The following is a 25,996-nucleotide window of genomic DNA, read 5'->3' on the forward strand; positions in this document are numbered from 1 at the left end:
CCTGGCGGTTTCGGTTTCGGGTTAGGCGAATGACGGCGGCGCACGGCGCCGATCGTCGCTTCATGTCGACATTATTGGGGCGCATCGCGCGCTTTCCAATCGATAGTTTCTAACGAAGCGATTGGGGCGGGAACGCCGGGCGCCGATGGGTGACCGAGCGTACGCAGCGGGGAAAGCCGGACGGCGCGCGCGGGCGGCGCGTCGAAGCGGGCGTGCGCAAGGCCGTTCGATTCGCGCAGGCGGCGCGGGTGCGGCATGTGTGCGGCGAGGGCGGAGGGGGTGGCGCGCGAGATCCGCCATTGCGCCTCTTCTTCGGGCCGTCGGTCGCCCGCGCGGCGCGCCTTGCTCGGGGTGCCCCGCGAGACGAGGGCCGCCGCATGCGTGGCGGCACTGGGGGCGCGGCCATGGCGTACAGCGCGGCGGCGAACGCTTGGCGGGGCTCAGAGGCGATGGCAGGTTGCGGGCGCCGACGGCGTTCCGGCGCTGGTGCATGGCGCGACCGGCGTCGCGCGGCGGCCATCGGCTACCAGTGGGTGCACCGCGGGCGCACCGTGGGCCAACGGCAGGCATCACCGGCCATCGCCCGCCGATCGCTACTGCGCCGCCGCATCGCCCGGCACGGGCCGCGGGCGGGTGCCGGCGAGCCGTCCGCGCACGGGAATCGCCGATCGAAGCGGCTCGGCGCGTGCGCCGCGAGGTTCCCGGCGCCGTTCGCCGTCAGGCCGCCGCGGCGGCGCGCTCGGCGGCTTCGATCGTATTGATGAGCAGCATCGTGATCGTCATCGGGCCGACACCGCCCGGCACGGGCGTGATGTGGCCCGCGACTTGCAAGACGCCCGCGAAGTCGACGTCGCCGCACAGCTTGCCTTCGTCGTTGCGGTTCATCCCGACGTCGATCACGGTCGCGCCCGGCTTCACCATGTCGGCCGTCAGCACGTTGCGCTTGCCGACCGCCGCGACGACGACGTCCGCCGCGCGCGTATGCGCGGCGAGGTCGCGCGTCTTGCTGTGGCAGATCGTGACGGTCGCGCCCGCTTCGAGCAGCAGCAGCGCCATCGGCTTGCCGACGATGTTCGAGCGGCCGATCACGACCGCGTTCGCGCCTTGCAGCGGGATCTTGTACGCGTCGAACATCTTCATCACGCCGTACGGCGTGCACGGGCGGAAGAGCGGCTTGCCCGTCATCAGCGCGCCCGCGTTCGCGACGTGGAAGCCGTCGACGTCCTTCTCGGGCGCGATCGCCTCGATCACCTTGTGGCTGTCGATGTGCGCGGGCAGCGGCAATTGCACGAGAATGCCGTGGATCTTCGGATCGCGGTTCAGCTCGTCGATGCGCGCGAGGAGTTCGGGCTCGGAGAGCGTCGCAGGATAGCGGTCCTTCAGCGAGAAGAAGCCGTTGTCCTCGCACGCCTTGATCTTGTTGCGCACGTAGACTTCGCTCGCCGGGCTGTCGCCGACGAGGATCACCGCGAGGCCCGGCCGGTGGCCGCGCGCGGCGAGCGCGGCGGCGCGCTCGGCCGCTTGCGCGCGCAGGGTCTTCGAAAGGGCGTTGCCGTCGATCAGGGTGGCTGTCATGGTGGGAATCTGCTTGACAAGGTTGGAGATGCGGGCGTGCGGCGCCAGGTTGCGCTGCAGCGAAGCATCGAATTATACCGCCCGCCTGCCGTCACCCGACATCGATCGAGTCGAATCGCGCCGCGCGCGGCGCGCGAGACGAATGGAAAACGGGGCGCGGCGCAACGGAGGATGGGGGGAGCGGGAGCGCAAACCGGTTGGGGCGGGCGGAATGCCGCGCCGCAAAAGAACGCGCTCGCCCGGCGCGCGCCGGGCGGCGGAGGGGGAGAGAAGCGCTTACGCCTGCTTCTTCGACAGCGCGAGCCGCAGCAGATCGGCGACCGTGTTGACGTTGAGCTTTTCCATGATGTTCGCGCGGTGCGCCTCGACCGTCTTGATGCTGATGCCGAGATCGTCGGCGATCTGCTTGTTCAGGCGGCCGGCGATGATCCGCTCGAGCACCTGCTGTTCGCGCGCGGTCAGCTTCGACAGGCGCTCGCTTGCCGCGCGCTGCTCCTGGACGCTCTTGATTTCGCTTCTCGCCTTGTCGAGCATGCGCTCGACGAGCTTGCGCAGCTCGGCTTCGTCGAACGGCTTTTCGATGAAGTCCATCGCGCCTTTCTTCATCGTCGACACGGCCATCGGCACGTCGCCGTGGCCGGTCACGAAGATGATGGGGAGCGCCGCGTTCTCGGCGATCAGACGTTCCTGCAACTCGAGGCCGCTCATCCCGGACATCCGCACGTCGAGGATCAGGCACGCGATCTGTCCCGCCTGCTGCGCGGGCTGGTAGGCATCGAGGAACTGCTCGGCGCTCGAGAAGCATTGCACGCGATAGCCGTTTGCCTCCAGCAGCCAGCGCAGCGAATCGCGCACGGCCTCGTCGTCGTCGACGACAAAGACGGTTTCCTGAGAGGTGGTGACAGGGCTATTCATATCTCTCCCGTTACGGTTTGTGATGGCGATGTCTCGGATCGGTGACCGAGATCCTCCGGTTCCCCAATGGGCAGGCTGCAGTGGAACGTCGCGCCCGACACGAAGCCGTCCGGCTCGACGTTGTTGACCACCCACAGACGCCCGCGATGCGATTCGATGATCGAGCGGCAGATATTGAGCCCCATGCCCATCCCGTCCGATTTGGTGCTGTAGAACGGTTCGAACAGGCGTTCGGCCGTCGCCTCGTCGACGCCCGGACCTTGGTCGATCACGCGGATGTCGACGAAGCCCGATTCGAGGTCGGCGACGACGCGGATCACGCCGTTTTCCGCCTGCGGCCGCGCCTCCTGCATCGCCTCGGCCGCGTTCTTCATCAGGTTCACGAGCACCTGCTCGATCAACACGGGGTCGACATAAATAATAGGCATTCTTGCGCGGATTTCGGTGACGATCCGAATCCGGCGCTTTCTCGCCTCGATTTCGGCGAGGCCGACCGCGTCGGCGACGATGTCGGCGACCCGCGACGGCTGCCGCTTCGGCTCGCTGCGCTTGACGAACTCGCGGATTCGCTTGACGATCATCCCGGCCCGCAGCGCCTGCTGCGCGGTTTTCTCGAGCGCGGGCGACAGCGTTTCAGGCGACGCGCGGCCGCTCTTCACGAGCGCGAGCGTGCCCGAGCAGTAGTTGTTGATCGCGGCGAGCGGCTGGTTCAGCTCGTGCGCGATCGACGACGCCATCTCGCCCATCGTCATCAGCCGGCTCGTGAACTGCAGCTTCTCCTCCTGCTGGTGCGCGAGCTCCTGCGCCTTCTTGCGCGTGGTGATGTCGGTCGCGATCTGCATCTGCGCGAGGTGGCCGTCGACCCACTGGATGTACTGGCGGCGCACTTCGAACCACTTCTGGATGCTCTCGACGTACACCTCTTGCGCGTCCGCCGTGCTCTCGGTGAGCGCGGCGGCGGGCAGGCCCGCGTACGCGTCGACCATGTCGATCGAGTCCGACGACGCCTGCGCGCTGTCGAAGCCGCCGCCCGACAGCTCGAGATGGCCGTCCGGACGGATGCCGAACAGATGGCGGTAATAGCGGTTCGCGAACAGGAGCTCCGCTTCGTCCGCGGCGAGCACGGACACGGCCGCGTCGAGGCTCTCGAGCACCGTCGTGAAGCGCTCGTGCGCGGCGGCGAGCTCCTCGCGCGCGCGTTTCGGCTCGGTGATGTCGGTCATCGACGACATCCAGCCCGTCTGGCGGCCGGAACTGTCGATGAGCGGCGACACGTAGAGGCGCGCGTGGAACAGCGATCCGTCCTTGCGCCGCACGCGCAGCTCGAAGCCGGAGCTCGGCGCCTTGCCGCGCAGCGTCATGTCGAGCTGGCGCTGCATTTCCGGATACGCGTCACGCGGCCAGTAAGGGAACGGCGCGGTCTTGCCGACGAGGTCGCTCTCGTCCCAGCCCGTCATCCGGCAGAACGCCGGGTTCACGTGAGTGATGCGGCCGTGCATGTCGAGCACGCGCATGCCGATCAGCACGGAATTCTCCATCGCGCGGCGGAAGAACGCCTCCGCGTACAGCGCCTGCTGCGCCTCGAAGCGCTGGCGCGTGTGCTTCCACAGGCTCCAGAGGCTCCACAGCACGAAGCACGACAGGCCGGCGACGAGCCACACGAGCGTGTTGTTGGTCAGGTTCGTCGTCTGCGGGTACGCGTAGACGCGCACCGTGAGGCCCTGGCCGGGCGGATCGAGCGGCAGGTCGTAGTGCGCGTCGCGCGGCAGCCGCGGGCGCGACGACGTCGACGCGAGCTCGCGGTTGTTCGCGTCGGTGATCGAGATCTTGTACTTCGCGGACAGCTCGGGCGGGATGTCGTGCTTCAGTATCCCTTCGACGGAGAACACCGCGGCGATCGAGCCGAGGTATTCGCGCTCGCGGATCACGGGCGTCTGCAGCGTCAGATAGCCGTTGCCGAAGTCGTCGTAGACGAGCGGCGAATACGATTGCCGGCGCGTGCTGCGCGCCTCGCCGTACGCGCCGCGCACGACTTCGTCCATCTGCGCGTCGTTCGGCTTCGCGAGCCGCTGGCCGAGTACCGGCAGTTGCATCGTCGGCCATCGTTTCGTGCCGGGCGCCGTGTACCAGTTCAGATAGAGGATCTCGGGATGCGCCTGCATCACGTCGCCGACCGTGGACTGGAACGCGTGCTCGTCGACGCGGCCCGCGGCGATGTCGCGCGCGAACGCCTGAAGCTGCTCCTGCGCGCCCGTCATCGACAGCCGGATCTGCTGCTGGGCCCACGCGACGTTGCGAAACAGCGTGTCTTCCTGCTGCTGCTCCTCGCGGCGGTTGAGGCTCCACAGAATGAGGCTCATCACCACGAGAAAGACCAGGATCGACAGGAGGGGGGTCAGCAGGTAAGAGTTGGACCACCACGGTCCGTGGTGCCAGCGGGACGGCTGCGACTCCGCCGGCGAGCCCGACGGTCGCGCCGAGCGTGCGAAAAGCCGATCGGTCAACATGGCAGGATTGTAGCTCAGCGCGCCATGCGCAAAAGGCGTACAAGAGAGGTTGAACCGAAAGCGGAATCATCGATGCATGATCAACCGCACACGCCGATCGGATGGGTGCGGCGCAGCAATATTTCGTATTGCGAGAAATGATCTCATAATTCGAAAATTTTGTTGCGCGCTGCGTGTGACGCTCTTTACAATCCGCGGGAGCTTGTTGCAGCCGGCGGCATGCGTCGTCGCGCGAAGGCCATCTTCATATTCCAGGACACCCAGGAGACGAGAATGTCCGCTGTACCTAATGAAGTGATGAAGTACGTTGCGGCCGAACGCGACGACGACGCGCAGGAAACCGTCGAATGGCTCGAAGCGCTCGACGGCGTGATTTCCTCCGTCGGCCCCGGCCGCGCGCACTACCTGATCGAAAAGCAGATCGAATTCGCGCGGATGCACGGCGAGCACCTGCCCTTCTCCGCGAACACCCCGTACATCAACACGATTCCCGTCGAAGCCCAGGCGAAGATTCCGGGCGACCAGGACATCGAGCACCGGATTCGCTCGTACACGCGCTGGAACGCGATCGCGATGGTGCTGCGCGCGGGCAAGGACACGAACGTCGGCGGCCACATCGCGTCGTTCGCGTCGGCCGCCACGCTCTACGACGTCGGCTACAACCACTTCTGGCACGCGCCGTCCGCCGAGCACGGCGGCGATCTCGTGTTCGTGCAGGGCCACTCGTCGCCCGGCGTGTACTCGCGCGCGTTCCTGCTCGGCCGCCTGACCGAGAACCAGCTCGACAACTTCCGCCAGGAAGTGGGCGGCAACGGCATCTCGTCGTATCCGCACCCGTGGCTGATGCCGGACTTCTGGCAGTTCCCGACCGTGTCGATGGGCCTCGGCCCGATCATGGCGATCTATCAGGCGCGCTTCATGAAATACATCGAAGCGCGCGGCATCGCGAAGACGCAGGGCCGCAAGGTGTGGGCGTTCCTCGGCGACGGCGAGACGGACGAGCCGGAATCGCTCGGCGCGATCGGCATGGCGAGCCGCGAGAAGCTCGACAACCTCGTGTTCGTGATCAACTGCAACCTGCAGCGTCTCGACGGCCCGGTGCGCGGCAACGGCAAGATCATCCAGGAGCTGGAATCGGAATTCCGCGGCGCGGGCTGGAACGTGATCAAGGTGATCTGGGGCAGCCGCTGGGATGCGCTGTTCGCGCGCGACAAGACGGGCGCGCTGATGCGCCGCATGATGGAAGTCGTCGACGGCGAGTATCAGACGTACAAGTCGGAGTCGGGCGCGTACGTGCGCGAGCACTTCTTCAACACGCCGGAGCTCAAGGCGCTCGTCGCCGACTGGTCCGACGACGACATCTGGAACCTGAACCGCGGCGGCCACGATCCGCACAAGATCTACGCGGCGTTCCACGAGGCGAGCAACTCGAAGGGCGCGCCGACCGTGATCCTCGCGAAGACCATCAAGGGCTACGGGATGGGCGAGTCGGGCCAGGCGATGAACATCACGCACCAGCAGAAGAAGCTGCCCGTCGAGCAACTGAAGAAGTTCCGCGACCAGTTCCGCCTGCCGATCACCGACGAGCAGATCGCCGACGTGCCGTACGTGAAATTCGAGGAAGGCTCGAAGGAGCTCGAATACATGCGCAAGCAGCGCATGGACCTCGGCGGCTACCTGCCGCAGCGCCGCGAGAAGGCGCAGTCGCTGCCGGTGCCGGCGCTCGAAGCGTTCGAGCCGCTCCTGAAGGGCACGGGCGAAGGCCGCGAGATCTCGACGACGATGGCGTTCGTGCGGATCTTGAACATCCTGTTGAAGGACAAGACGCTCGGCAAGCGCGTCGTGCCGATCGTGCCGGACGAGTCGCGCACGTTCGGCATGGAGGGCCTGTTCCGCCAGATCGGCATCTGGAACCAGGAAGGCCAGAAGTACGTGCCGGAGGATTCCGACCAGCTGATGTTCTACAAGGAATCGGAAACCGGCCAGATCCTGCAGGAAGGCATCAACGAAGCGGGCGGCATGTGCGACTGGATCGCGGCGGCGACGTCGTACTCGACGCACGGCGAGATCATGGTGCCGTTCTACATCTTCTATTCGATGTTCGGCTTCCAGCGGATCGGCGATCTGGCATGGGCGGCGGGCGACATGCGCTCGCGCGGCTTCCTGCTCGGCGGCACGGCGGGCCGCACGACGCTCAACGGCGAAGGCTTGCAGCACGAGGACGGCCATTCGCTGCTGTGGGCCGCATCGGTGCCGAACTGCGTGAGCTACGATCCGACGTTCGGCTACGAGCTCGCCGTCATCATGCAGGACGGCCTGCGCCGGATGGTGCAGGAGCAGGAGGACGTCTACTACTACGTCACCGTGATGAACGAGAACTACGAGCACCCGGCGATTCCGCAGGGCGAGCACGTGGCGGCCGACATCATCAAGGGCATGTACTCGTTCAAGAAAGCCGACGCCGATCAGAAGGCGCCGCGCGTTCAACTGCTCGGCGCGGGCACGATCTTCAACGAAGTGATCGCCGCCGCGGATCTGCTGAAGAACGACTGGGGCGTCGCGGCCGATCTGTGGAGCGTGCCGAGCTTCACCGAGCTCGCCCGTGAAGGCCACGAAGTCGAGCGCTGGAACCTGCTGCATCCGGCCGAGGAGCGCCGCCTGTCGCACGTGCAGAAGTGCCTGAAGGACGCGCAGGGCCCGGTGATCGCGTCGACCGACTACGTGCGCGCGCTCGCCGACCAGATTCGCGGCCAGGTCGATCGCCGCTACGTCGTGCTCGGCACCGACGGCTTCGGCCGCTCGGACACGCGCAAGGCGCTGCGCCATTTCTTCGAAGTGGACCGCTACTGGGTCACGGTCGCGGCGCTCAACGCGCTCGCCGACGAAGGCGCGATCGACCGCAAGGTCGTGGCGGACGCCATCGCGAAGTACGAGCTCGACCCGGCCAAACCCAACCCGATGACGGTTTAACGCACGCGCCGCGTGACGCCGCGCGCCCGTTTCCGCTTTCGTCGACGAGGGCGGGGCGGGCGGCGCGGCTCCGCCTTGCATGGGATCAGAGTCGGCCGCCCGCGCGGCGACGCTGATCGACAGGAGACTGAAACAGATGAGTCAAGCGATCGAAGTCAAGGTGCCGGATATCGGCGATTACAAGGACGTGCCCGTCATCGAAGTGCTCGTGAAGCCGGGCGATGCGGTCGAGGCCGAGCAGTCGCTCGTCACGCTCGAGTCCGACAAGGCGACGATGGACGTGCCGAGCCCCGTCGGCGGCACGGTCAAGGAAGTGAAGGTCAAGGTCGGCGACGCGGTGTCGCAGGGCTCGCTGATCGTGCTGCTCGACGGCGCGCAAGCGGCCGCTAAGCCCGCGCAGGCGAACGGCGCCGCGGCGCCCATCCCGCAGCCGGCGCCCGCCGCTGCCGCGGCGGCGCCCGCGCCGGCCGCCGGCGGCGGCGGCACGGTCGACGTGAAAGTGCCGGACATCGGCGACTACAAGGACGTGCCCGTCATCGAGATATCGGTGAAGGTCGGCGATACGGTCGAGGCCGAGCAGTCGCTCGTCACGCTCGAATCGGACAAGGCGACGATGGACGTGCCGAGCCCGACCGCGGGCGTCGTCAAGGCCATCAAGGTGAAGGTGGGCGATGCGGTGTCGAAGGGCTCGCTGATCGTCGTGCTCGAAGCGGCGGGCGGCGCGGCCGCGCCGCAGGCGGCGCACGCTCAGGCGGCGCCGGCGCCTGCTCAGGCGGCTTCCGCGCCTGCACCCGCCGCCGCACCCGCGCCGCGAGCGGCGCCCGCCGCCGCGCTCGCGCCTGCCGCGAGCGGCGAGTATCGCGCGAGCCACGCGTCGCCGTCGGTGCGCAAGTTCGCGCGCGAGCTCGGCGTCGACGTGTCGCGCGTGCAGGGCACGGGCCCGAAGGCCCGCATCACGAAGGAAGACGTCACCGCGTTCGTGAAGGGCGTGATGACGGGCCAACGCGCGGCGCCCGCAGCGGCAGCCGCGCCGGCGGGCGGCGGCGAGCTGAACCTGCTGCCGTGGCCGAAGGTCGATTTCACGAAGTTCGGCCCGATCGAGGCGAAGCCGCTGTCGCGCATCAAGAAGATCTCGGGCGCGAACCTGCATCGCAACTGGGTGATGATCCCGCACGTCACGAACAACGACGAAGCGGACATCACCGAGCTCGAGGCGCTGCGCGTGCAACTGAACAAGGAGCACGAGAAGGCGGGCGTGAAGTTCACGATGCTTGCGTTCGTGATCAAGGCGGTCGTCTCGGCGCTGAAGAAGTTCCCGACGTTCAATGCGAGCCTCGACGGCGACAACCTCGTCTTCAAGCAGTACTACCACGTCGGTTTCGCCGCCGACACGCCGAATGGTCTCGTCGTGCCGGTGATTCGCGACGCGGACAAGAAGGGCCTCGTCGACATCGCGAAGGAAATGAGCGAACTGTCGAAGGCGGCGCGCGAGGGCAAGCTGAAGCCGGACCAGATGCAGGGCGGCTGCTTCTCGATCTCGTCGCTGGGCGGCATCGGCGGCACGCATTTCACGCCGATCATCAACGCGCCGGAGGTGGCGATCCTCGGCCTGTCGCGCAGCGCAACGAAGCCCGTGTGGGACGGCAAGCAGTTCGTGCCGCGCCTCACGCTGCCGATGTCGCTGTCGTACGACCATCGCGTGATCGACGGCGCGGAAGCCGCGCGGTTCAATGCGTATCTCGGCGCGATTCTCGGCGACTTCCGTCGCGTGATTCTTTGATGAGCGGGGAGGCTCGCGGGGGCGTGGGTTTTTTGTCGGTTATCCACGTTTCATCGTTGAACTTGCTTTCCTAACGATCTGCTGGCGTCGCTCCTGCGCGGGGCGGCGGTCACTTTTCTTTGTCTTCCAAAGAAAAGTAACCAAAAGAAAGGCGCGTCCTTGGGCGGACGGCAAAGGTGGTCCTGCCCATGCTCCCGTTCTCCAGTCAGGCCGTAGTTCAGGTTCAATTCGCGAGTTTTCCCTCCGTCTGTCAGCAGTTAATCAAGAAGGGGACGGTACATGAGTCTCATCGAAGTCAAGGTTCCGGATATCGGCGATTTCACCGGCGTCGACGTCATCGAAGTCAACGTCCAGCCCGGCGACGTGATCGAAAAGGAGCAGACGCTCCTCACGCTCGAATCGGACAAGGCGTCCATGGAAGTGCCGAGCGACGTCGCCGGCACCGTGAAGGAAATCAAGATCAAGCCGGGCGACAAAGTCTCGCGAGGCACGGTGATCGCGCTCGTCGAGGCGTCGGCCGAGGCCGCGCCGGCCAAGCCCGCCGAACCGGCGAAGCCGGCAGCAGCCGCAGCCGCACCGGCGAGCGCGCCCGCGCCGCAAGCCGGCAGCTTCGGCGGCGCCGCCGACGTCGAGTGCGACATGCTCGTGCTCGGCGCCGGCCCCGGCGGCTATTCGGCCGCGTTCCGCTCGGCCGATCTCGGCATGAAGACGGTGCTCGTCGAGCGCTATTCGACGCTCGGCGGCGTGTGTCTGAACGTCGGCTGCATTCCGTCGAAGGCGCTGCTGCACACCGCGCTCGTCGTCGAGGAGGCGCAGGCGCTCGCCGCGCACGGCATTTCGTTCGGCAAGCCGCAAGTCGATCTCGACAAGCTGCGCGACTTCAAGGGCGGCGTGGTCAAGAAGCTGACGACGGGTCTCGCCGGCATGGCGAAGGCGCGCAAGGTCGACGTGGTGACGGGCGTCGGCGCGTTCGTCGATCCGCACCACATCGAAGTGCAGACGGACGGCGGCAAGAAGATCGTCAAGTTCAAGCAGGCGATCATCGCGGCGGGCTCGCAGGCCGTGAAGCTGCCGTTCATGCCGGAGGACCCGCGCGTCGTCGATTCGACGGGCGCGCTCGAACTGCGCCAGTTGCCGAAGCGCATGCTCGTGATCGGCGGCGGCATCATCGGCCTCGAAATGGCGACGGTGTATTCGACGCTCGGCGCCGAGATCGACGTCGTCGAAATGATGGACGGCCTGATGATGGGCGCGGACCGCGATCTCGTGAAAGTCTGGGAGAAGTACAACGCGAAGCGCTTCGGCAACGTGATGCTGAAGACCAAGACGGTCGGCGCGCAAGCGAAGGACGACGGCATCTACGTGACGTTCGAGGGCGAGAAGGCGCCGGCGGAGCCGCAGCGCTACGACCTCGTGCTGGTCGCGGTCGGCCGCAGCCCGAACGGCAAGAAGATCGGCGCCGACAAGGCAGGCGTTGCGGTGACGGATCGGGGCTTCATCGACGTCGACACGCAGATGCGCACGAACGTCCCGCACATCTTCGCGATCGGCGACATCGTCGGCCAGCCGATGCTCGCGCACAAGGCGGTGCATGAAGGCCACGTGGCGGCGGAAGCCGCGCACGGCGAGAAGGCGTACTTCGACGCGCTGCAGATTCCGTCGGTGGCCTATACCGATCCGGAAGTCGCGTGGGCGGGCAAGACGGAAGATCAGTGCAAGGCCGAAGGCATCAAGTACGGCAAGGCCGTGTTCCCGTGGGCCGCGTCGGGCCGCGCGATCGCGAACGGCCGCGACGAGGGCTTCACGAAGCTGATCTTCGATGAGGAAACCCACCGCGTGATCGGCGGCGGCATCGTCGGCCTGAACGCGGGCGACCTCATCAGCGAAGTGTGTCTCGCGGTGGAGATGGGCGCGGACGCGGAAGACATCGGCAAGACGATCCATCCGCACCCGACGCTCGGCGAATCGATCGGCATGGCGGCCGAGCTGTACGAAGGCGTCTGCACGGACCTGCCGCCGCAGCGCAAGAAGTAAGCGGCGCGGCCGCCACGCAGCGGCCGCACGAAGAAACGGCGCCTCCCCCAGCAAGGGGAGGCGCCGTTTCATTGTGCGGGGGCGCACAAGACGCCCGGCGCGGCGGACATTCTCGGCCGAGAAAAAAGCCGCGCAGATGCGCGGCTTTCCCCAAACGAGCAGATGATGCCGCCGGCGCTTACGCGGTCTTGCCGCCGGTGGTGCTGCGGCGCGACGCGGCGGCCGCGGTATTCGCCGCCTTCGTGGCGACGGCAGCGGCGGCGTTGAAGTTCGTCTCGGCGATTTCGACCGCTTGCTTCGCGGCCTTCTGCACCGTTTCGTACGTCGTGTTCGCGGCGTTGATCGCCGACTTCAGCGCGGCGACGGCGGTTTCCGAGCCGGCCGGCGCGTTCTTCGCGACGTTGTCGACGAGCGCTTGCACCTTGCGGTTCTGTTCTTCGTACTGCGCCTCAGCGACCTTCGCGAATTCGGCTTGCGTGGCCGACGCGATTTCGTACACGTGGCGGCCGTACGCGAGCACCTTCTCGGCGATCGGCTGCGTGAGGCTCGCCTGCAGCGCGAGCAGTTCCTGCGCGTCCTTCACGGACAGCGCGCGCTGCACGTTTTCCTGACTTTCAGCGAGCGTCGACTTCACCACTTGCAGATTGAGTTCGATCAGCTTTTCGACGCCTTCGAACGCCTTCGTCGTGAGGCCGAAGAGGCTTTCGATGTTAGCTTTCTGGGCAGCGGCGATTTGCTCGGGGGTCAGCAAAGACATGTTCATGCTCCTGAAGTTCGATCGGGGATCGTGAAGGAAAAGGGCACAACTTTGGGGAACAGATACCTGAAACTGCTTTGTGCAACGCAACAATGGATTCTATTTTAGGGCGCCAGAATTGAATGTCAAGTACTTTTGGTGCATTGCACAAACCTGACAATTTCCAGACAAAACAATAGTTTGCAATGTCTCGGTGGGATCGGTTTCAGCGTGTGTCCCGAGCCGGTTCGGAGGCCCGCCGCACGCACGAGAGTGCACCATCGCGACGCGAGTAAACCGATCGGAGTGACGGAACGTTTAACATTCTGGCATGTCGAAGCGGTCGCTGTTTTCGGCACGGCGGCGGGCGTCAACGCCCGCCGCCGTGCCTATCGGCGGGTCGTCCGGCCCGCTTCGCCTGTCGAATTCGTGGTTTCCCCTGCTTCAGCTTGTCCGTCGCGCCGCCGATATTCTGGTCAACCGGTGGGTGATTTGTGTGTCGCGCGCGTCGGGAGCTTCGTTTTCTTCATCGTATTTTTCGATGGAAGAGACGGAGCCGATTGGTCTGGTACGATCGATTCTTACATTTCGGTTTAACGAAGATCGGTAAGTGCCTAATATTGCTTATTTTTTCAGCTTTTACTACACTTGCGGAAACCTCCCGCCGTTTTGTTCGGACCCCAATGAAAGCCCAACTGTTTGCACCGCTCAGGATGATGCAGAGCGTGGCGCTCGGCACCGCCGTTTCGGTCGCCGTCTCGCTGATGGTGGCGACGGCCGCCGTCGCGCCCGCGGACGCGTTCGCCGCCACCGCCAAGACCGCGCAGAGCGCGAAAGGCAAGAAGAGCGCGGCGAAGAAGTCACTGCGCGCCGCGTCGTCGAGCGCCGAACCGCGCGCGAAAGGCGCGCGCAAGCGCGTGACCTACGTGTCGAACGGCCGTCACCACAGCGGCGTGCGCCGCGTCGCGTTCCAGCCGCGGCCGCCGTCGGTCGGCCAGGCGTTCGGCCTGCACGACACGCCCGATTCGCTCGCGCTGCGCTCGAGCGTCGCCTACGTCGTCGACCAGAACACGTCCGAGCCGCTCTTCGACAAAAATTCGCACGCGGTCGTGCCGATCGCGTCGATCACGAAGCTGATGACCGCGATGGTCGTCCTCGATTCGAAGTCGCAGCTCACCGACGAGGTCGAAGTGACCGACGAGGATCGCGATTACGAGAAGGGCACGGGTTCGCGCCTGTCGGTGGGCTCGGTGCTGTCGCGCGAGGACATGCTGCACATCGCGCTGATGGCGTCGGAGAACCGCGCGGCGGCCGCGCTGTCGCGCTACTACCAGGGCGGCCGTCCGGCGTTCATCGCCGCGATGAACGCGAAGGCGAAGGCGCTCGGCATGTCCGACACGCATTTCGAGAACTCGACTGGGCTGTCGAGCCAGAACGTGTCGAGCGCGCGCGATCTCGTGAAGATGGTGAACGCGGCGTATCAGTACCCACTCATCCGCAAGTTCTCGACCGACCGCAGCTACGAGGTGAACACCGGCAAGCGGACGCTCGCGTACAACAGCACGAATGCGCTCGTGCGCAATCCTTCGTGGGACATCGGCCTGCAGAAGACTGGTTTCATCAACGAAGCGGGCGAGTGCCTCGTGATGCAGACGACGATTCACAGCCGTCCGATCGTGATGGTGCTGCTCGATTCGTTCGGCAAGTACTCGCGCTTCGCCGATGCGTCGCGCGTGCGCAACTGGCTCGACAACGGCGGCGGCGAGCGCCTGACGGCGGCGAACACGCCGGCGGGCGGGACCTGATCGCGGACGCGGCCGAGCGTCGCATCGCCCAGCAAAAAGCCCCGCGAATGCGGGGCTTTTTTTGTGCGCCGGCCACCGGAGGCGCGGGGCGGCCGAGCGCTGGAGCGCGATGCGCGCGCGCCTACGCCTGCTTTTGCGCCAGCGCGTCCGCTTCCCTCGCGGTTTCCGGGCGATAGCCGAGCGATTCCGAGATCGTGAGCGCCGTGCGGCTCAACTGGCCGAGCCACGCGTCCTGGAGCCGGTCGGCGGGCGCGGACAGCGACAACCCGGCGACGAGCTTGCCGGAATCGTCGTAGATGCCGGCCGCGATGCAGCGCACGCCGAGCTCGAGCTCTTCGTTATCGCGCGCGCACGCCTGTTGGCGCACGAGCGTGAGCTCGCGCTCGAGCTTCGGCAGATCGGTGATGCTGTTTTGCGTATGGCCGGCGAGGCCCGTGCGCGTTGCGTACGCGCGCACCCGCGACGTCTCGTCCGCCGCGAGGAACAGCTTGCCGACCGACGTGAGGTGCAGCGGCGCGCGGCCGCCGATCGCGCGGACGACCTGCATTCCCGAGCGCTCCGAATACGCCCGCTCGATGTAGACGATCTCGTCGCCCTGGCGCACCGACAGGTTCACGGTCTGGCCCGTCAGCCGGTGCAACTCGCGCATCGGCATCAGCGCGGCGTCGCGCACCGACAGGCGCGCCTTCACGAGATTGCCGAGCTCGAGCAGGCGCATGCCGAGCCGGTATGTACCGGGGTCGGAGCGATCGACGAGACGGCAGGTCACCATGTCGTTCAAGATCCGGTGCGCGGTGGAAGGGTGCAGTTCGGTGCGCTGCGCGAGTTCCTTCAGGCTGACCGGATCGCTGTGCGCGGCGAGCGCATCGAGGAGCCGCATCATCCGTTCGATCACCTGGATCGATGTCTTGGAATCCGGGTTCGGGTTGCTCATCGTGAGGAATCGATTGCCGCATCAAGTACCAATGCGGCGATTGTATCTCGTATAGTGAAAAAAGCGAACGGTGTTCGAGGAAGTCCTCGCTCGGCGCCGGGCATTGCGCGATTGCGGCGCAACGTTGGTCTTGCCGCGCAAACGGCGGATAATGAGCGCCGTTTTCTCGAAGGAGCGCCTATGCGAGTCGGTTTGTTCGTCACGTGTCTTGTCGACCTGATGCGGCCCGAGATCGGTTTTTCGGCGCTCAAGCTGCTGAAAGAGGCGGGCTGCGAAGTCGTCGTGCCGCCTTCGCAGACCTGCTGCGGCCAGCCCGCGTACAACTCGGGCGAGCGCGCGATCGCTCGCGATCTGGCGGAAAAGGCGCTCGCCGAGTTCGAGCAGTTCGACTACGTCGTCGTGCCGTCGGGCTCGTGCGGCGGGATGATCCGCGTCCATTACGGCGACCTCTTTCGCGACGATCCCGAGCTGATGGCGCGCTACGGGCGCCTGCGCGCGAAAGTCTACGAACTGACCGACTTCCTCGCCAACGTCGCGCGGGTGAAGCTCGAGCCGGGCGAGTTCAAGGGGCCCGTCACGTACCACGATTCCTGTTCGGGCCTGCGCGAGCTCGGCGTGAAGGCGCAGCCGCGCGCGCTGCTCGCGCAGCGCGGCGTGGCCGTCGACGAGATGAAGGACTGCGAGCACTGCTGCGGCTTCGGCGGTACGTTCGCGGTGAAGTACGGCGACATCTCGAGCGCGATCGTCGACGAGAAATGCGCGAACGTGCGCGCGACGGGCGCTCCCGCAGTCGTGCTCGGCGATCTCGGCTGCATGCTGAACATCGAAGGGCGCCTGCGCCGCACGGGCGACCACGACACGCGCGTGCTGCACGTCGCGCAGGTGCTCGCGGGCGACGTCTGAGCGCCGCCCCGCCGAACGAACGATCGCGACGAGAACCACGAACCTCACGAGCCGCCATGCAAGTCCAATCGATGCATTTCAAGGCGCGCGCGGGCGAAAAGCTCGCCGATGCGCGCCTGCAGGAAAATCTCAAGAGGCTGTCGACGAAATTCGTGTCGGGACGCGCGCAGGCCGTCACGCAGATCGACTTCGTCGCGACGCGCGCGGAGCTGAAGGCGCGCCGCAACCGTGCGCTCGAGCGGCTCGACGTGTGGCTCGAGATGTTCGAGCGCGAGGCGGCGCGGCGCGGGACGACCGTGCTGTACGCGGAGACGACGGCCGACGCGGCGGCGCTCGTCGCGGACATCGCGCGGCGGCACGATGTGAAGAAGGTCATCAAGACGAAGTCGATGGTGACCGAGGAGGCGAATCTGAACGCTGTGCTCGGCCGGCTGGGCGTGCAGTCGATCGAGACCGACCTCGGCGAGTACATCCTGCAGATCAACGACAACGAGCCGCCGAGCCACATCATCGCGCCCGTGTTGCACCGGGACAAGGAAGAGGTGGCCGAGCTGTTCGCGAGGACGCACGGACGGCCGCGCCTGACCGAGATTCCGGAGATGACCCGCGAGGCGCGCGAGGTGCTGCGCCCCCATTTCCTGTCGGCCGACATGGGCGTGACGGGCGGCAACTTCGTGATCGCAGAGACGGGCTCCGTCGTGCTCGTGACGAACGAGGGCAACGAAGGCATGTGCACGGTGCTGCCGCGCGTGCACGTCGCGGTGACGGGAATCGAAAAGGTGTTGCCGACGCTCGAGGATCTCGCGACCGCGATGCGCCTCCTGCCGCGCTCGGCCACCGGGCAGAAGACGTCGAACTACTTTTCGCTGCTCACGGGCGTGCGGGGAGAGGGCGACGAGGACGGGCCCGAGCATTCGTATGTCGTGCTCGTCGACGGCGGCCGCAGCGGGCTCATCGGCGGCGAGTTCCAGGAGATGCTCCGCTGCATTCGCTGCGGCGCGTGCATGAACCACTGCCCGGTTTATCAGAAGGTCGGCGGGCACGCATACGGCTGGGTGTATCCGGGGCCGATGGGCTCGGTGCTGACGCCGAGCTACGTCGGGCTCGACAAGGCGCTCGATTTGCCGCAGGCCGCGACGCTCTGCGGCGAGTGCGACAGCGTCTGTCCGGTCGGCATCCCGATTTCGGGCCTGCTGCGCAAGCTGCGCGAGAAGCAGGTCGAGCGTCACCTGCGGCCGTGGCGCGAGCGCGCGGCGCTCGCCGCGTGGGGCTTTTTCGCGCGGCGGCCCACGCTGTACGCGTTCGCGACGAAGCTCGTCGTGCGCGTGCTCGAGCGGGCGGGCGGCACGTCGGGCGGCGTCGCTGGCACGCTCGGGCGGTTCCCGTTCGCGCGCGGCTGGACCGCGACGCGCGACATCCCGGCACCAGCCGGCAGGACGTTCCGCGAGCTGTACGCGGCGTCGCGCACGCATCTCGATCCGTCGTCGTCGACACGCTGACTTGACCGTGCGCAAGCGTGGCGCGCGTGGACGGGGAACGCGTTGCGCCGCGACTGTTCATCGAGCGACAACACTGCGTTCGCTATTCGCATATTTATCTCGATAGGTGCGATCTATAGAATCTCGACATGTCAGCATTGGGGAGCGTCCCAATGCGCCAGCCGAGAGAGGTCGCATCATGAGAAAGACAATATCGATGTACTGGCCGCTTGCGATCGTCGTGCCGCTCGCCGCCGCCGCTTACCTGTACCTGTCCGGGGCCGCGCCGCAGCGCGGGCAGGCGGTCGCGCGCGATGCGTCGGCCGAGCTCGCGCGCACGGTGTCGTACGGGCTCGTCGACGACGCGTCGCAGGCGCTGCCCGCCGCGTCGCCCGTCGCGCCGCTCGCCGGCGCAAAGGCTTTGTAAGCTGCCGTGAAGCCGAATCTGGCGCAAGCGGGAATCGGTGCGCCTTTGTATAATGGCGCGCTGTCCATCCGTGCGGTTCGCCGCGATTGTCTGGTTGCGTGATGAAAAGCGTCGCGATCTGTTTCGTCTGCCTCGGCAACATTTGCCGCTCGCCCACCGCCGAAGGGGTGATGCGGCACCAGGTGGCGGCAGCGGGGCTCGACGAGGCGATCGCGATCGATTCGGCCGGCACGGGCGACTGGCACGCCGGCGAGGCGCCCGATGCGCGCGCGCAGCAAGCGGCGCGCACACGGGGCTACGATCTGTCGGCGCTGCGCGCGCGGCAGATCGGCGCGGCCGATTTCGAGCGCTTCGATCTCGTGCTCGCAATGGATTCCGCCAACTTCGCCGAGCTGCGCAAGCGCTGCCCGCCGCAGCATCAGGGCAAGATCCGGCTGCTGATGGAATATGCAAGCGACGCATCGGCGCGCGAAATCGCCGATCCGTACTTCGGCGGCGCGCGCGGCTTCGAGCGGGTGCTCGATCAGTGCGAGGATGCGTGCCGCGGGCTCCTCGAGCGCTTGCGCGAAACGGCGCGCTGAAGCGCCGCACATACAACCCCCTTTTAGCGGCAGGGATACTTGACTAAATTTGTCAAATATTTATACTTGACCAAAATCGTCAAGATTGCTGCCCATTCAATACCATGAGACTCACCACCAAAGGCCGTTTCGCCGTCACGGCGATGATCGACTTGGCGCTGCGCCAGGAGCAAGGCCCGGTGACGCTTGCAGGCATCAGCCAGCGCCAGCGGATTTCGCTCTCCTACCTCGAGCAGTTGTTCGGCAAGTTGCGCCGGCATGAAATCGTCGAATCGGTCCGCGGACCGGGCGGCGGCTACAACCTCGCGCGCCGCGCGCAGGACGTGACGGTCGCCGACATCATCATTGCGGTCGACGAGCCGCTCGATGCGACCCAATGCGGCGGCAAGGGCGCGTGCGAAGGCACGAAGCAGCCCGACGGCCATTGCATGACGCACGAGCTCTGGTCGACGCTGAACCAGAAGATGGTCGAATACCTCGATTCGGTATCGCTGCAGGATCTCGTCGATCAGCAGCGCGCCCGCGAAGGCACGCCCGCCGTGCTGCGCGACAAGCGCAAGCCGGAGCCCGTTGCGGCGAGCGTCGAGCCCGTGCGCTCGATTCCGCTCGGCCCGAATTCGGTCTTCAACATCGCAAGCTCATGATTGCCGCGCATTGAACGCGGCAGCACAACGAACAGTCCCCGCACGAACGCATACCCGGAGCGATAGATGAATAACGAGATCCCCCACCTGCCCATCTACATGGACTACAGCGCGACGACGCCCGTCGATCCGCGCGTCGTCGACAAGATGGTGCCGTATCTGCGCGAGCAGTTCGGCAATCCGGCGTCCCGCAGCCACGCATACGGCTGGGACGCGGAGCGCGCGGTCGAAGAGGCGCGCGAGCAGGTGGCCGCGCTCGTCAACGCCGATCCGCGAGAAATCATCTGGACCTCCGGCGCGACCGAATCCGACAACCTCGCGATCAAGGGCGCCGCGCACTTCTATCAGGGCAAGGGCAAGCACATCGTCACGGTGAAGACCGAGCACAAGGCGGTGCTCGATACGTGCCGCGAGCTCGAGCGCGAAGGCTTCGAGGTGACCTATCTCGACGTGAAGGACGACGGCCTGCTGGAGCTCGACGCGCTGAAGGCCGCGCTGCGCCCGGACACGATCCTCGTGTCGGTGATGCACGTGAATAACGAGATCGGCGTGATCCAGGACATCGAGGCGATCGGCGAGATCTGCCGCGAGAAGGGCATCATCTTCCACGTCGACGCCGCGCAGGCGACGGGCAAGGTCGAGATCGACCTGGCGAAGCTGAAGGTCGACCTGATGTCGTTCTCCGCGCACAAGACCTACGGCCCGAAGGGCATCGGCGCGCTGTACGTGCGCCGCAAGCCGCGCGTGCGCATCGAGGCGCAGATGCACGGCGGCGGCCACGAGCGCGGCATGCGCTCGGGCACGCTGCCGACGCACCAGATCGTCGGCATGGGCGAGGCGTTCCGCATCGCCAAGGAGGAAATGGCGACCGAGAACGAGCGCATCCGGATGCTGCGCGACAAGCTGCTGCGCGGCCTGTCGCAAATCGAGGAGACCTACGTGAACGGCGACCTCGAGCATCGTATCCCGCACAACCTGAATATCAGCTTCAATTTCGTCGAAGGCGAGTCGCTGATCATGGCGATCAAGGACGTCGCGGTGTCGTCGGGTTCCGCGTGCACGTCGGCTTCGCTCGAGCCGTCGTACGTGCTGCGCGCGCTCGGCCGCAACGACGAGCTCGCGCACAGCTCGATCCGCTTCACGGTCGGCCGTTTCACGACGGAGCAGGAAGTCGACTACGTGATCGATCTGCTGAAGAGCAAGATCGCCAAGCTGCGCGACCTGTCGCCGCTTTGGGAAATGCATCAGGACGGCGTCGATCTGTCGACGATCGAATGGGCGGCGCACTGAGCGCAACGATATTTCCGCGGGCGATTGAGTGCCGCGCAGACGAAACGAAGCAAGGAGTTTGAATCATGTCTTACAGCAACAAGGTTCTGGATCACTACGAAAACCCGCGTAACGTCGGCTCGTTCGCGAAGGACGACGACGCGGTCGGCACCGGCATGGTTGGCGCGCCCGCGTGCGGCGACGTGATGAAGCTGCAGATCCGCGTTGGCGAGAACGGCGTGATCGAGGACGCGAAGTTCAAGACCTACGGTTGCGGTTCGGCGATCGCGTCGAGCTCGCTCGTCACCGAATGGGTGAAGGGCAAGACGCTCGACGAGGCGCTCGCGATCAAGAACACGCAGATCGCCGAAGAGCTCGCGCTGCCGCCCGTGAAGATCCACTGTTCGATCCTCGCGGAAGACGCGATCAAGGCGGCCGTTGCCGACTACAAGAAGCGCCACGACCACGAAGGCGCTGAAGACGGCAAGGCCGCCGCGTAAGCGGCGCCGCGGGTTCGACGCAGGGTCGACCGGTTTTGGGTTTAGACGCATGACGCACGAGGCTCGCTTCGTGCGACGAAGGACACTATGGCTATCACACTGACCGAAAAGGCTGCGCAGCACGTGCAGAAGTATCTGACGCGGCGCGGCAAGGGGCTGGGCCTGCGGCTCGGCGTGCGCACGACCGGCTGTTCGGGCCTCGCGTACAAGCTCGAGTATGTCGACGAGTTCGCCTCCGAGGATCAGGTGTTCGAAAGCCATGGCGTGAAGGTCTTCGTCGATCCGAAGAGCCTCGCGTACATCGACGGCACGGAGCTCGACTTCGCGCGCGAGGGATTGAACGAGGGCTTCAAGTTCAACAACCCGAACGTGAAGGACGAGTGCGGCTGCGGCGAATCGTTCCGCGTGTGACGGCATCCGCGCGAGGCGGACGAGAGGCGGCGCGGGCCGCCTTTTTAATGGGCGGCACATCGGTCGACGTCGTGCCGCAGTCGACAACGAGTTGAGCGCTACAGCTATTACGCGATGGTTTCGCTGAAAGACAGCCATTTCGATCTCTTTCACCTGCCGGTGCAATTCGCGCTCGACGAGCCTACGCTCGACGCCGCGTACCGCACCGTGCAGTCGCAGGTGCACCCGGACCGTTTCGCCGCGGCGGGCGACGCGCAAAAGCGCATCGCGATGCAATGGGCGACGCGTGCGAACGAGGCGTACCAGACACTGCGCGATCCGCTCAAGCGGGCGACGTACCTGCTGCACTTGCGCGGCGTCGACGTCGGCGCCGAGAACAACACGGCGATGGAGCCGGCGTTCCTGATGCAGCAGATGGAGTGGCGCGAGCGCATCGAGGATGCGGCGGCCGCGAAGAACGTCGGCGAGCTCGATGCGCTGCTCGCCGAATTGCGCGACGAGCGGCGCGCGCGCCTCGCGAAGCTGGGCGCGCTGCTCGACAGCGGCTCGGATCAGGGCGCGGCCGAGGCCGTGCGGCAACTGATGTTCGTCGAGCGCGTGTCGGCCGAGATCGGCGCTCAGATCGAGCGCCTCGAACACTAACCGCGCGCATTACGCACGCGATGCAAGCGGGGCTTCGGCCCCCATCGAACATACAGATGGCTTTACTGCAAATTTCCGAACCCGGCATGGCGCCCGCGCCGCATCAGCGGCGCCTCGCCGTCGGCATCGACCTCGGCACGACGAATTCGCTCGTCGCCGCGGTGCGCAACAGCATTCCGGAGGCGCTGCCCGATGACGACGGGCGCGTGCTGCTGCCGTCCGTCGTCCGCTATCTCGAGAAGGGCGGCCGCCGCATCGGCCATACCGCGAAGGAAGAGGCGGCGATCGATCCGCGCAACACGATCGTGTCGGTCAAGCGCTTCATGGGGCGCGGCAAGGCGGAGGTCGAAGGCGCGGCGAACGCGCCGTACGAATTCGTCGATGCGCCCGGCATGGTGCAGATCCGTACGGTCGACGGCGTAAAGAGCCCGGTCGAGGTGTCGGCGGAAATTCTCGCGACGCTGCGCCAGCGCGCCGAAGACACGCTCGGCGACGAGCTCGTCGGCGCGGTGATCACGGTGCCCGCGTATTTCGACGACGCGCAGCGCCAGGCGACGAAGGACGCCGCGCGGCTCGCGGGCCTGAACGTGCTGCGCCTGCTGAACGAGCCGACCGCGGCCGCGATCGCGTACGGGCTCGACAACGGCGCGGAAGGCCTCTACGCGGTCTATGACCTCGGCGGCGGCACGTTCGACCTGTCGATCCTGAAGCTCACGAAGGGTGTGTTCGAAGTGCTCGCGGCAGGCGGCGATTCGGCGCTCGGCGGCGACGATTTCGATCACGCGCTGTTCGCGCACGTGCTCGCGCAAGCGGGCATCGAGGCGGCGGCGCTCGCGCCCGAGGACGTGCGCCTGCTGCTCGACCGCGTGCGCGGCGCGAAGGAGGCGCTGTCGTTCGCGCGGGACGCGCATGTCGACGTGAAGCTGTCGACGGGCGAAAAGCTCGCGCAGACGATTACGCGCGACGCGTTCGCCGCGCTCGTCGAGCCGCTCGTGCAGCGCACGCTGACGCCGACGCGCAAGGCGCTGCGCGACGCGCAGGTGAGCGCGGCCGACATCAAGGGCGTCGTGCTCGTCGGCGGCGCGACGCGGATGCCCGTGATCCGCGACGCGGTCGCGAAGCATTTCGGCCAGCCGCCGCTCGTCAACCTCGACCCGGACCAGGTGGTCGCGCTCGGCGCGGCGATCCAGGCGGATCTGCTCGCGGGCAACCGCAGCGGCGGCGACGACTGGCTGCTGCTCGACGTGATTCCGCTGTCGCTCGGCGTGGAGACGATGGGCGGCCTCGTCGAGAAGATCATTCCGCGCAATTCGACGATTCCCGTTGCGCGCGCGCAGGAATTCACGACCTTCAAGGACGGCCAGACCGCGATGGCGATCCACGTCGTGCAGGGCGAGCGCGAGCTCGTCGCCGACTGCCGGTCGCTCGCGCGCTTCGAGCTGCGCGGCATTCCGCCGATGGCGGCGGGCGCCGCGCGAATTCGCGTGACCTATCAGGTCGACGCGGACGGCCTCCTGTCGGTGTTCGCGCGCGAGCAGCACTCCGGCGTCGAGGCGTCGGTCGTCGTGAAGCCGTCGTACGGCTTGGGCGACGACGACATCGCGCGCATGCTCGAAGACAGTTTCAAGACGGCCGAAGTCGACATGCGAGCGCGCGCGCTGCGCGAGGCGCAAGTCGAGGCGCAGCGCCTCGTCGACGCGACGGACGTGGCGCTTGCCGCCGACGGCGATTTGCTCGACGCGCACGAGCGCGCGATGGTCGACGGTCTCGTCGCGTCGCTGCGCGCGGTCGCGACGGGCGACGACGCGAACGCGATCGACGCGGCAACGAAGGCGCTCGCCGAGGGCACCGACGAATTCGCCGCGCGCCGGATGGACAAGAGCATCAAGCGGGCGCTCGCCGGCCGCAAGCTCGACGAGATCTGAATACGAACCGAGCCGCGCGGCCGACCGGCCGCCGGCGCGGCGATGGACGGCGCGGCGGCAAGCCGCGCACTGGCTGAACGAACGGAACGAACATGCCTCAACTCGTAGTACTGCCGCACGTCGAATTGTGCCCGGACGGCGCGGTGATCGACGCCGTGCCCGGCAAGAGCATCTGCGACAACCTGCTCGACAACGGCGTCGAGATCGAGCACGCGTGCGAGAAATCGTGCGCATGCACGACGTGCCATGTGATCATCCGCGAAGGCTTCAACGAGCTCGAGCCGTCCGAAGAGGACGAGGACGACCTGCTCGACAAGGCATGGGGCCTCGAGCCGACGTCGCGCCTGTCGTGCCAGGCGGTCGTGAAGGAGGGCGTGGATCTGGTCGTCGAGATTCCGAAGTACTCGATCAACCACGCGAAGGAAAATCACTGAGGCGAGGAGATTCGGCGATGAAATGGACCGATTCCCGCGAGATCGCGATCGCGCTCGCGGACAAGCATCCGGATGTCGATCCGCAGCGGATCAATTTCGTCGATCTGCGGCAATGGGTGCTGGCGCTGGACGGCTTCGACGACGATCCGAGTCATTCGGGCGAGAAGATTCTCGAGGCGATCCAGGCGCACTGGATCGACGAATCGGACTTCGACGACGAAGACTGACGCGGCGCGGGGGACTGGCGCAAGCGTGGGCCGGGTCGACGCTGGGGCTGGGCGAAAGGCCAGGCGAAGCGGCGCGATGCGGTGTGATGCGGCGCCGTCGCGCCCGGTGCGCGGGGCAGCCGCGCTCGAGGCGGAGCGCGAGATGGCGAGATGACGTGACGGCGTGCGTCTCGGCCCGCTCGATCGGCGTCGCGCGATCGCCAGCCCAGCGGCGTATGAATCGGGATAGCGGATCGGATGACGGCTCGCGGCGACGTGGGCGACGCGGCGGTCGCGAAATTTCCGGCAAGGATTCAAGGAAAAACGGCTCGTGACGCAATCACGAGCCGTTTTTTCATGGTGGGCCGACAGCGCGGCCGCGACGCCGAATCGCTCGGCCGCACGCGCATGCGGCGCGCAGCCGCTCGCGCCGCGCGGCTCGCGTCACGCGCCGACGAGCGTGCCGTTCTCGACCCGCACGCGCTGGCCTTGGCCGAACGGCGGCGGATTGTGGTACGTGAACGTGCGCGTCGAGCCGTCCTGCATCTGCACCTGGACCTGATAATCGGTTTCGCTGCGCACCTGCTTTTCGACCGCATTGCCCGCGAGGCCGCCGCCGAGCGCGCCGATGATCGTCATCGCGGTGCGGCCGTTGCCGTGGCCGAACTGGTTGCCGACCAGGCCGCCCGCGGCAGCGCCGCCGATCGCGCCGATCCCCGAGCTCGTGCCCGCCGTGCGCACCGGCACGATCGAGGCGACGGTGCCGCAAGTCGCGCAGTACGACGATTGCGGCTGCTGCGACGATTGCTGCGCATATTGCGGCGGTTGCGGCGCGGCCGCCGTGTGGTGATGGCGCGCCGGACGCGGCGCGGGCTTCGGCGCCGCTTGCGCGACCGCCTGACGTTGCGCCGCCTGCTGCTGCGCTGCTTGCGCGGCGAGGGCGGCGCTCGCGGCGGCGGCCGTGTCGACGGCCGGCTGCGACGCGATCAGCGCGGCTTGCGTCTGCGGGTTCTGCGCATCGGTGCTGCTCGCCTTCGGGAACAGCCCGGTGACGGCGGCCGTTGCGGCGAGGCTCGCGATGATGACGGCGCCCGCGGCTGTCGCGACGAGCGGATGGATGCGCTGGCGTTGTTGCGTGGTGGTGTTCTGGTTATCCATTTTCGACTCTCCGGTGTCGATCGGAGTTAGTGCTTTAGCACTTACTCCGATCCCATGCAAAGCACGTCGATCGGAGTTAGTGCTTCAGCGGTTACTCCGATCCGATGCAAAGTACGTCGATCGGAGTTAGTGCTTCAGCGGTTACTCCGATCCGATGCAAAG

At 66.6% G+C, this 25,996-nt stretch carries 23 protein-coding genes; 17 read left to right on the forward strand and 6 right to left on the reverse strand.

The genetic code is table 11. The features are described 5' to 3' along the window. Positions 1–717 precede the first annotated feature (717 nt). The 3 genes from folD to fixL form a co-directional block, all read right to left on the reverse strand. Positions 718–1,575 (reverse strand): bifunctional methylenetetrahydrofolate dehydrogenase/methenyltetrahydrofolate cyclohydrolase FolD, encoded by an 858-nt coding sequence (gene folD / locus X946_RS15120; RefSeq protein ID WP_038748803.1) that lies wholly within the window; start codon positions 1,573–1,575, stop codon positions 718–720. Positions 1,576–1,851: 276 nt separating this feature from the next. Continuing rightward, positions 1,852–2,490, reverse strand: a complete 639-nt coding sequence (gene fixJ / locus X946_RS15125) for an oxygen response regulator transcription factor FixJ (protein WP_038748804.1) — start codon at positions 2,488–2,490, stop codon at positions 1,852–1,854. Then, on the reverse strand, positions 2,487–4,997 hold the full coding sequence (gene fixL / locus X946_RS15130; RefSeq protein ID WP_038748806.1) for an oxygen sensor histidine kinase FixL: 2,511 nt from the start codon (positions 4,995–4,997) through the stop codon (positions 2,487–2,489). The genes fixJ and fixL overlap by 4 nt, the downstream gene beginning before the upstream one ends. Here fixL and X946_RS36245 point away from each other — a divergent pair. The 4 genes from X946_RS36245 to lpdA all read left to right on the forward strand — a co-directional run bounded on the left by X946_RS36245 (position 4,917) and on the right by lpdA (position 11,781). Continuing rightward, a complete protein-coding gene (locus X946_RS36245) occupies positions 4,917–5,138 on the forward strand; it encodes a hypothetical protein (RefSeq protein ID WP_081989599.1) in 222 nt (73 codons plus the stop codon). The genes fixL and X946_RS36245 overlap by 81 nt on opposite strands. Positions 5,139–5,270: 132 nt before the next feature. Further along, positions 5,271–7,967 (forward strand): pyruvate dehydrogenase (acetyl-transferring), homodimeric type, encoded by a 2,697-nt coding sequence (gene aceE / locus X946_RS15135; RefSeq protein WP_038748808.1) that lies wholly within the window; start codon positions 5,271–5,273, stop codon positions 7,965–7,967. A 136-nt stretch (positions 7,968–8,103) separates the two neighbouring features. Further along, positions 8,104–9,747 carry a dihydrolipoyllysine-residue acetyltransferase gene (aceF, locus tag X946_RS15140; RefSeq protein WP_038748810.1) on the forward strand — a complete coding sequence of 548 codons (1,644 nt, stop codon included), beginning with the start codon at positions 8,104–8,106 and terminating at the stop codon, positions 9,745–9,747. Between the two features lie 279 nt (positions 9,748–10,026). Further along, positions 10,027–11,781 carry a dihydrolipoyl dehydrogenase gene (lpdA, locus tag X946_RS15145; protein WP_038748812.1) on the forward strand — a complete coding sequence of 585 codons (1,755 nt, stop codon included), beginning with the start codon at positions 10,027–10,029 and terminating at the stop codon, positions 11,779–11,781. A 178-nt stretch (positions 11,782–11,959) separates the two neighbouring features. Here the strand turns inward: lpdA and X946_RS15150 are convergent, their stop codons facing one another. Continuing rightward, positions 11,960–12,538, reverse strand: a complete 579-nt coding sequence (locus X946_RS15150; RefSeq protein WP_038748848.1) for a phasin family protein — start codon at positions 12,536–12,538, stop codon at positions 11,960–11,962. Positions 12,539–13,200: 662 nt separating this feature from the next. Between X946_RS15150 and pbpG the strand changes: the two genes are divergently transcribed. Then, entirely contained in the window at positions 13,201–14,322 is a 1,122-nt protein-coding gene (pbpG, locus tag X946_RS15155) for a D-alanyl-D-alanine endopeptidase (RefSeq protein ID WP_038748814.1), read from the forward strand. Positions 14,323–14,443: 121 nt separating this feature from the next. Here pbpG and X946_RS15160 read toward each other — a convergent pair whose 3' ends face one another. Then, on the reverse strand, positions 14,444–15,256 hold the full coding sequence (locus X946_RS15160) for an IclR family transcriptional regulator (protein WP_038748816.1): 813 nt from the start codon (positions 15,254–15,256) through the stop codon (positions 14,444–14,446). Positions 15,257–15,436: 180 nt separating this feature from the next. Between X946_RS15160 and X946_RS15165 the strand changes: the two genes are divergently transcribed. The 12 genes from X946_RS15165 (at position 15,437) to iscX (ending at position 24,697) form a co-directional block, all read left to right on the forward strand. Beyond that, a complete protein-coding gene (locus X946_RS15165) occupies positions 15,437–16,159 on the forward strand; it encodes a (Fe-S)-binding protein (protein ID WP_038748817.1) in 723 nt (240 codons plus the stop codon). 56 nt (positions 16,160–16,215) lie between these two features. After that, on the forward strand, positions 16,216–17,658 hold the full coding sequence (locus X946_RS15170; RefSeq protein WP_038748818.1) for a lactate utilization protein B: 1,443 nt from the start codon (positions 16,216–16,218) through the stop codon (positions 17,656–17,658). Between the two features lie 196 nt (positions 17,659–17,854). After that, the gene (locus tag X946_RS15175) at positions 17,855–18,064 is read left to right on the forward strand and encodes a hypothetical protein (RefSeq protein ID WP_161788668.1); all 210 of its coding nucleotides are present in this window, start codon (positions 17,855–17,857) and stop codon (positions 18,062–18,064) included. A 101-nt stretch (positions 18,065–18,165) separates the two neighbouring features. Continuing rightward, positions 18,166–18,645 carry a low molecular weight protein-tyrosine-phosphatase gene (locus X946_RS15180; RefSeq protein WP_038748821.1) on the forward strand — a complete coding sequence of 160 codons (480 nt, stop codon included), beginning with the start codon at positions 18,166–18,168 and terminating at the stop codon, positions 18,643–18,645. A 104-nt stretch (positions 18,646–18,749) separates the two neighbouring features. After that, positions 18,750–19,289, forward strand: coding sequence for a Fe-S cluster assembly transcriptional regulator IscR (gene iscR / locus X946_RS15185; protein WP_038748823.1), 540 nt, complete (start codon positions 18,750–18,752; stop codon positions 19,287–19,289). 66 nt (positions 19,290–19,355) lie between these two features. Next, positions 19,356–20,579 (forward strand): IscS subfamily cysteine desulfurase, encoded by a 1,224-nt coding sequence (locus X946_RS15190; RefSeq protein WP_038748825.1) that lies wholly within the window; start codon positions 19,356–19,358, stop codon positions 20,577–20,579. A gap of 65 nt (positions 20,580–20,644) precedes the next feature. Further along, positions 20,645–21,058: a Fe-S cluster assembly scaffold IscU gene (iscU, locus tag X946_RS15195; RefSeq protein ID WP_038748826.1), complete on the forward strand. Its 414-nt coding sequence runs from the start codon at positions 20,645–20,647 to the stop codon at positions 21,056–21,058. Positions 21,059–21,145: 87 nt separating this feature from the next. Continuing rightward, positions 21,146–21,469: an iron-sulfur cluster assembly protein IscA gene (gene iscA / locus X946_RS15200; RefSeq protein WP_038748829.1), complete on the forward strand. Its 324-nt coding sequence runs from the start codon at positions 21,146–21,148 to the stop codon at positions 21,467–21,469. Between the two features lie 114 nt (positions 21,470–21,583). Then, positions 21,584–22,111: a Fe-S protein assembly co-chaperone HscB gene (gene hscB, locus X946_RS15205; RefSeq protein WP_038748831.1), complete on the forward strand. Its 528-nt coding sequence runs from the start codon at positions 21,584–21,586 to the stop codon at positions 22,109–22,111. Between the two features lie 56 nt (positions 22,112–22,167). Further along, a complete protein-coding gene (gene hscA / locus X946_RS15210; RefSeq protein ID WP_038748833.1) occupies positions 22,168–24,036 on the forward strand; it encodes a Fe-S protein assembly chaperone HscA in 1,869 nt (622 codons plus the stop codon). Between the two features lie 92 nt (positions 24,037–24,128). Then, the gene (gene fdx, locus X946_RS15215; protein WP_038748834.1) at positions 24,129–24,470 is read left to right on the forward strand and encodes an ISC system 2Fe-2S type ferredoxin; all 342 of its coding nucleotides are present in this window, start codon (positions 24,129–24,131) and stop codon (positions 24,468–24,470) included. A 17-nt stretch (positions 24,471–24,487) separates the two neighbouring features. Continuing rightward, entirely contained in the window at positions 24,488–24,697 is a 210-nt protein-coding gene (gene iscX, locus X946_RS15220; protein WP_038748836.1) for a Fe-S cluster assembly protein IscX, read from the forward strand. A 423-nt stretch (positions 24,698–25,120) separates the two neighbouring features. On the opposite strand, the gene X946_RS15225 is transcribed toward iscX, so the two are convergent. Beyond that, the gene (locus tag X946_RS15225; RefSeq protein ID WP_038748838.1) at positions 25,121–25,834 is read right to left on the reverse strand and encodes a glycine zipper 2TM domain-containing protein; all 714 of its coding nucleotides are present in this window, start codon (positions 25,832–25,834) and stop codon (positions 25,121–25,123) included. Between the last annotated feature and the right edge of the window lie 162 nt (positions 25,835–25,996).

It is taken from the genome of Burkholderia sp. ABCPW 111 (genome assembly GCF_000773065.1).
GTDB lineage: Bacteria > Pseudomonadota > Gammaproteobacteria > Burkholderiales > Burkholderiaceae > Burkholderia > Burkholderia savannae.

Bases quoted from the DNA above. Each gene is read 5' to 3' on its own strand.
- X946_RS15150 (WP_038748848.1), bottom strand. From the start codon at position 12,538: ATGTCTTTGCTGACCCCCGAGCAAATCGCCGCTGCCCAGAAAGCTAAC.
- X946_RS15175 (WP_161788668.1), top strand. From the start codon at position 17,855: ATGTACTGGCCGCTTGCGATCGTCGTGCCGCTCGCCGCCGCCGCTTAC.
- folD (WP_038748803.1), bottom strand. From the start codon at position 1,575: ATGACAGCCACCCTGATCGACGGCAACGCCCTTTCGAAGACCCTGCGC.
- aceF (WP_038748810.1), top strand. From the start codon at position 8,104: ATGAGTCAAGCGATCGAAGTCAAGGTGCCGGATATCGGCGATTACAAG.
- iscU (WP_038748826.1), top strand. From the start codon at position 20,645: ATGTCTTACAGCAACAAGGTTCTGGATCACTACGAAAACCCGCGTAAC.
- iscX (WP_038748836.1), top strand. From the start codon at position 24,488: ATGAAATGGACCGATTCCCGCGAGATCGCGATCGCGCTCGCGGACAAG.
- hscA (WP_038748833.1), top strand. From the start codon at position 22,168: ATGGCTTTACTGCAAATTTCCGAACCCGGCATGGCGCCCGCGCCGCAT.
- X946_RS15165 (WP_038748817.1), top strand. From the start codon at position 15,437: ATGCGAGTCGGTTTGTTCGTCACGTGTCTTGTCGACCTGATGCGGCCC.
- X946_RS15190 (WP_038748825.1), top strand. From the start codon at position 19,356: ATGAATAACGAGATCCCCCACCTGCCCATCTACATGGACTACAGCGCG.
- X946_RS15170 (WP_038748818.1), top strand. From the start codon at position 16,216: ATGCAAGTCCAATCGATGCATTTCAAGGCGCGCGCGGGCGAAAAGCTC.
- aceE (WP_038748808.1), top strand. From the start codon at position 5,271: ATGTCCGCTGTACCTAATGAAGTGATGAAGTACGTTGCGGCCGAACGC.
- fixL (WP_038748806.1), bottom strand. From the start codon at position 4,997: ATGTTGACCGATCGGCTTTTCGCACGCTCGGCGCGACCGTCGGGCTCG.
- iscR (WP_038748823.1), top strand. From the start codon at position 18,750: ATGAGACTCACCACCAAAGGCCGTTTCGCCGTCACGGCGATGATCGAC.
- X946_RS15160 (WP_038748816.1), bottom strand. From the start codon at position 15,256: ATGAGCAACCCGAACCCGGATTCCAAGACATCGATCCAGGTGATCGAA.
- fdx (WP_038748834.1), top strand. From the start codon at position 24,129: ATGCCTCAACTCGTAGTACTGCCGCACGTCGAATTGTGCCCGGACGGC.
- iscA (WP_038748829.1), top strand. From the start codon at position 21,146: ATGGCTATCACACTGACCGAAAAGGCTGCGCAGCACGTGCAGAAGTAT.
- lpdA (WP_038748812.1), top strand. From the start codon at position 10,027: ATGAGTCTCATCGAAGTCAAGGTTCCGGATATCGGCGATTTCACCGGC.
- hscB (WP_038748831.1), top strand. From the start codon at position 21,584: ATGGTTTCGCTGAAAGACAGCCATTTCGATCTCTTTCACCTGCCGGTG.
- fixJ (WP_038748804.1), bottom strand. From the start codon at position 2,490: ATGAATAGCCCTGTCACCACCTCTCAGGAAACCGTCTTTGTCGTCGAC.
- X946_RS15180 (WP_038748821.1), top strand. From the start codon at position 18,166: ATGAAAAGCGTCGCGATCTGTTTCGTCTGCCTCGGCAACATTTGCCGC.
- X946_RS15225 (WP_038748838.1), bottom strand. From the start codon at position 25,834: ATGGATAACCAGAACACCACCACGCAACAACGCCAGCGCATCCATCCG.
- pbpG (WP_038748814.1), top strand. From the start codon at position 13,201: ATGAAAGCCCAACTGTTTGCACCGCTCAGGATGATGCAGAGCGTGGCG.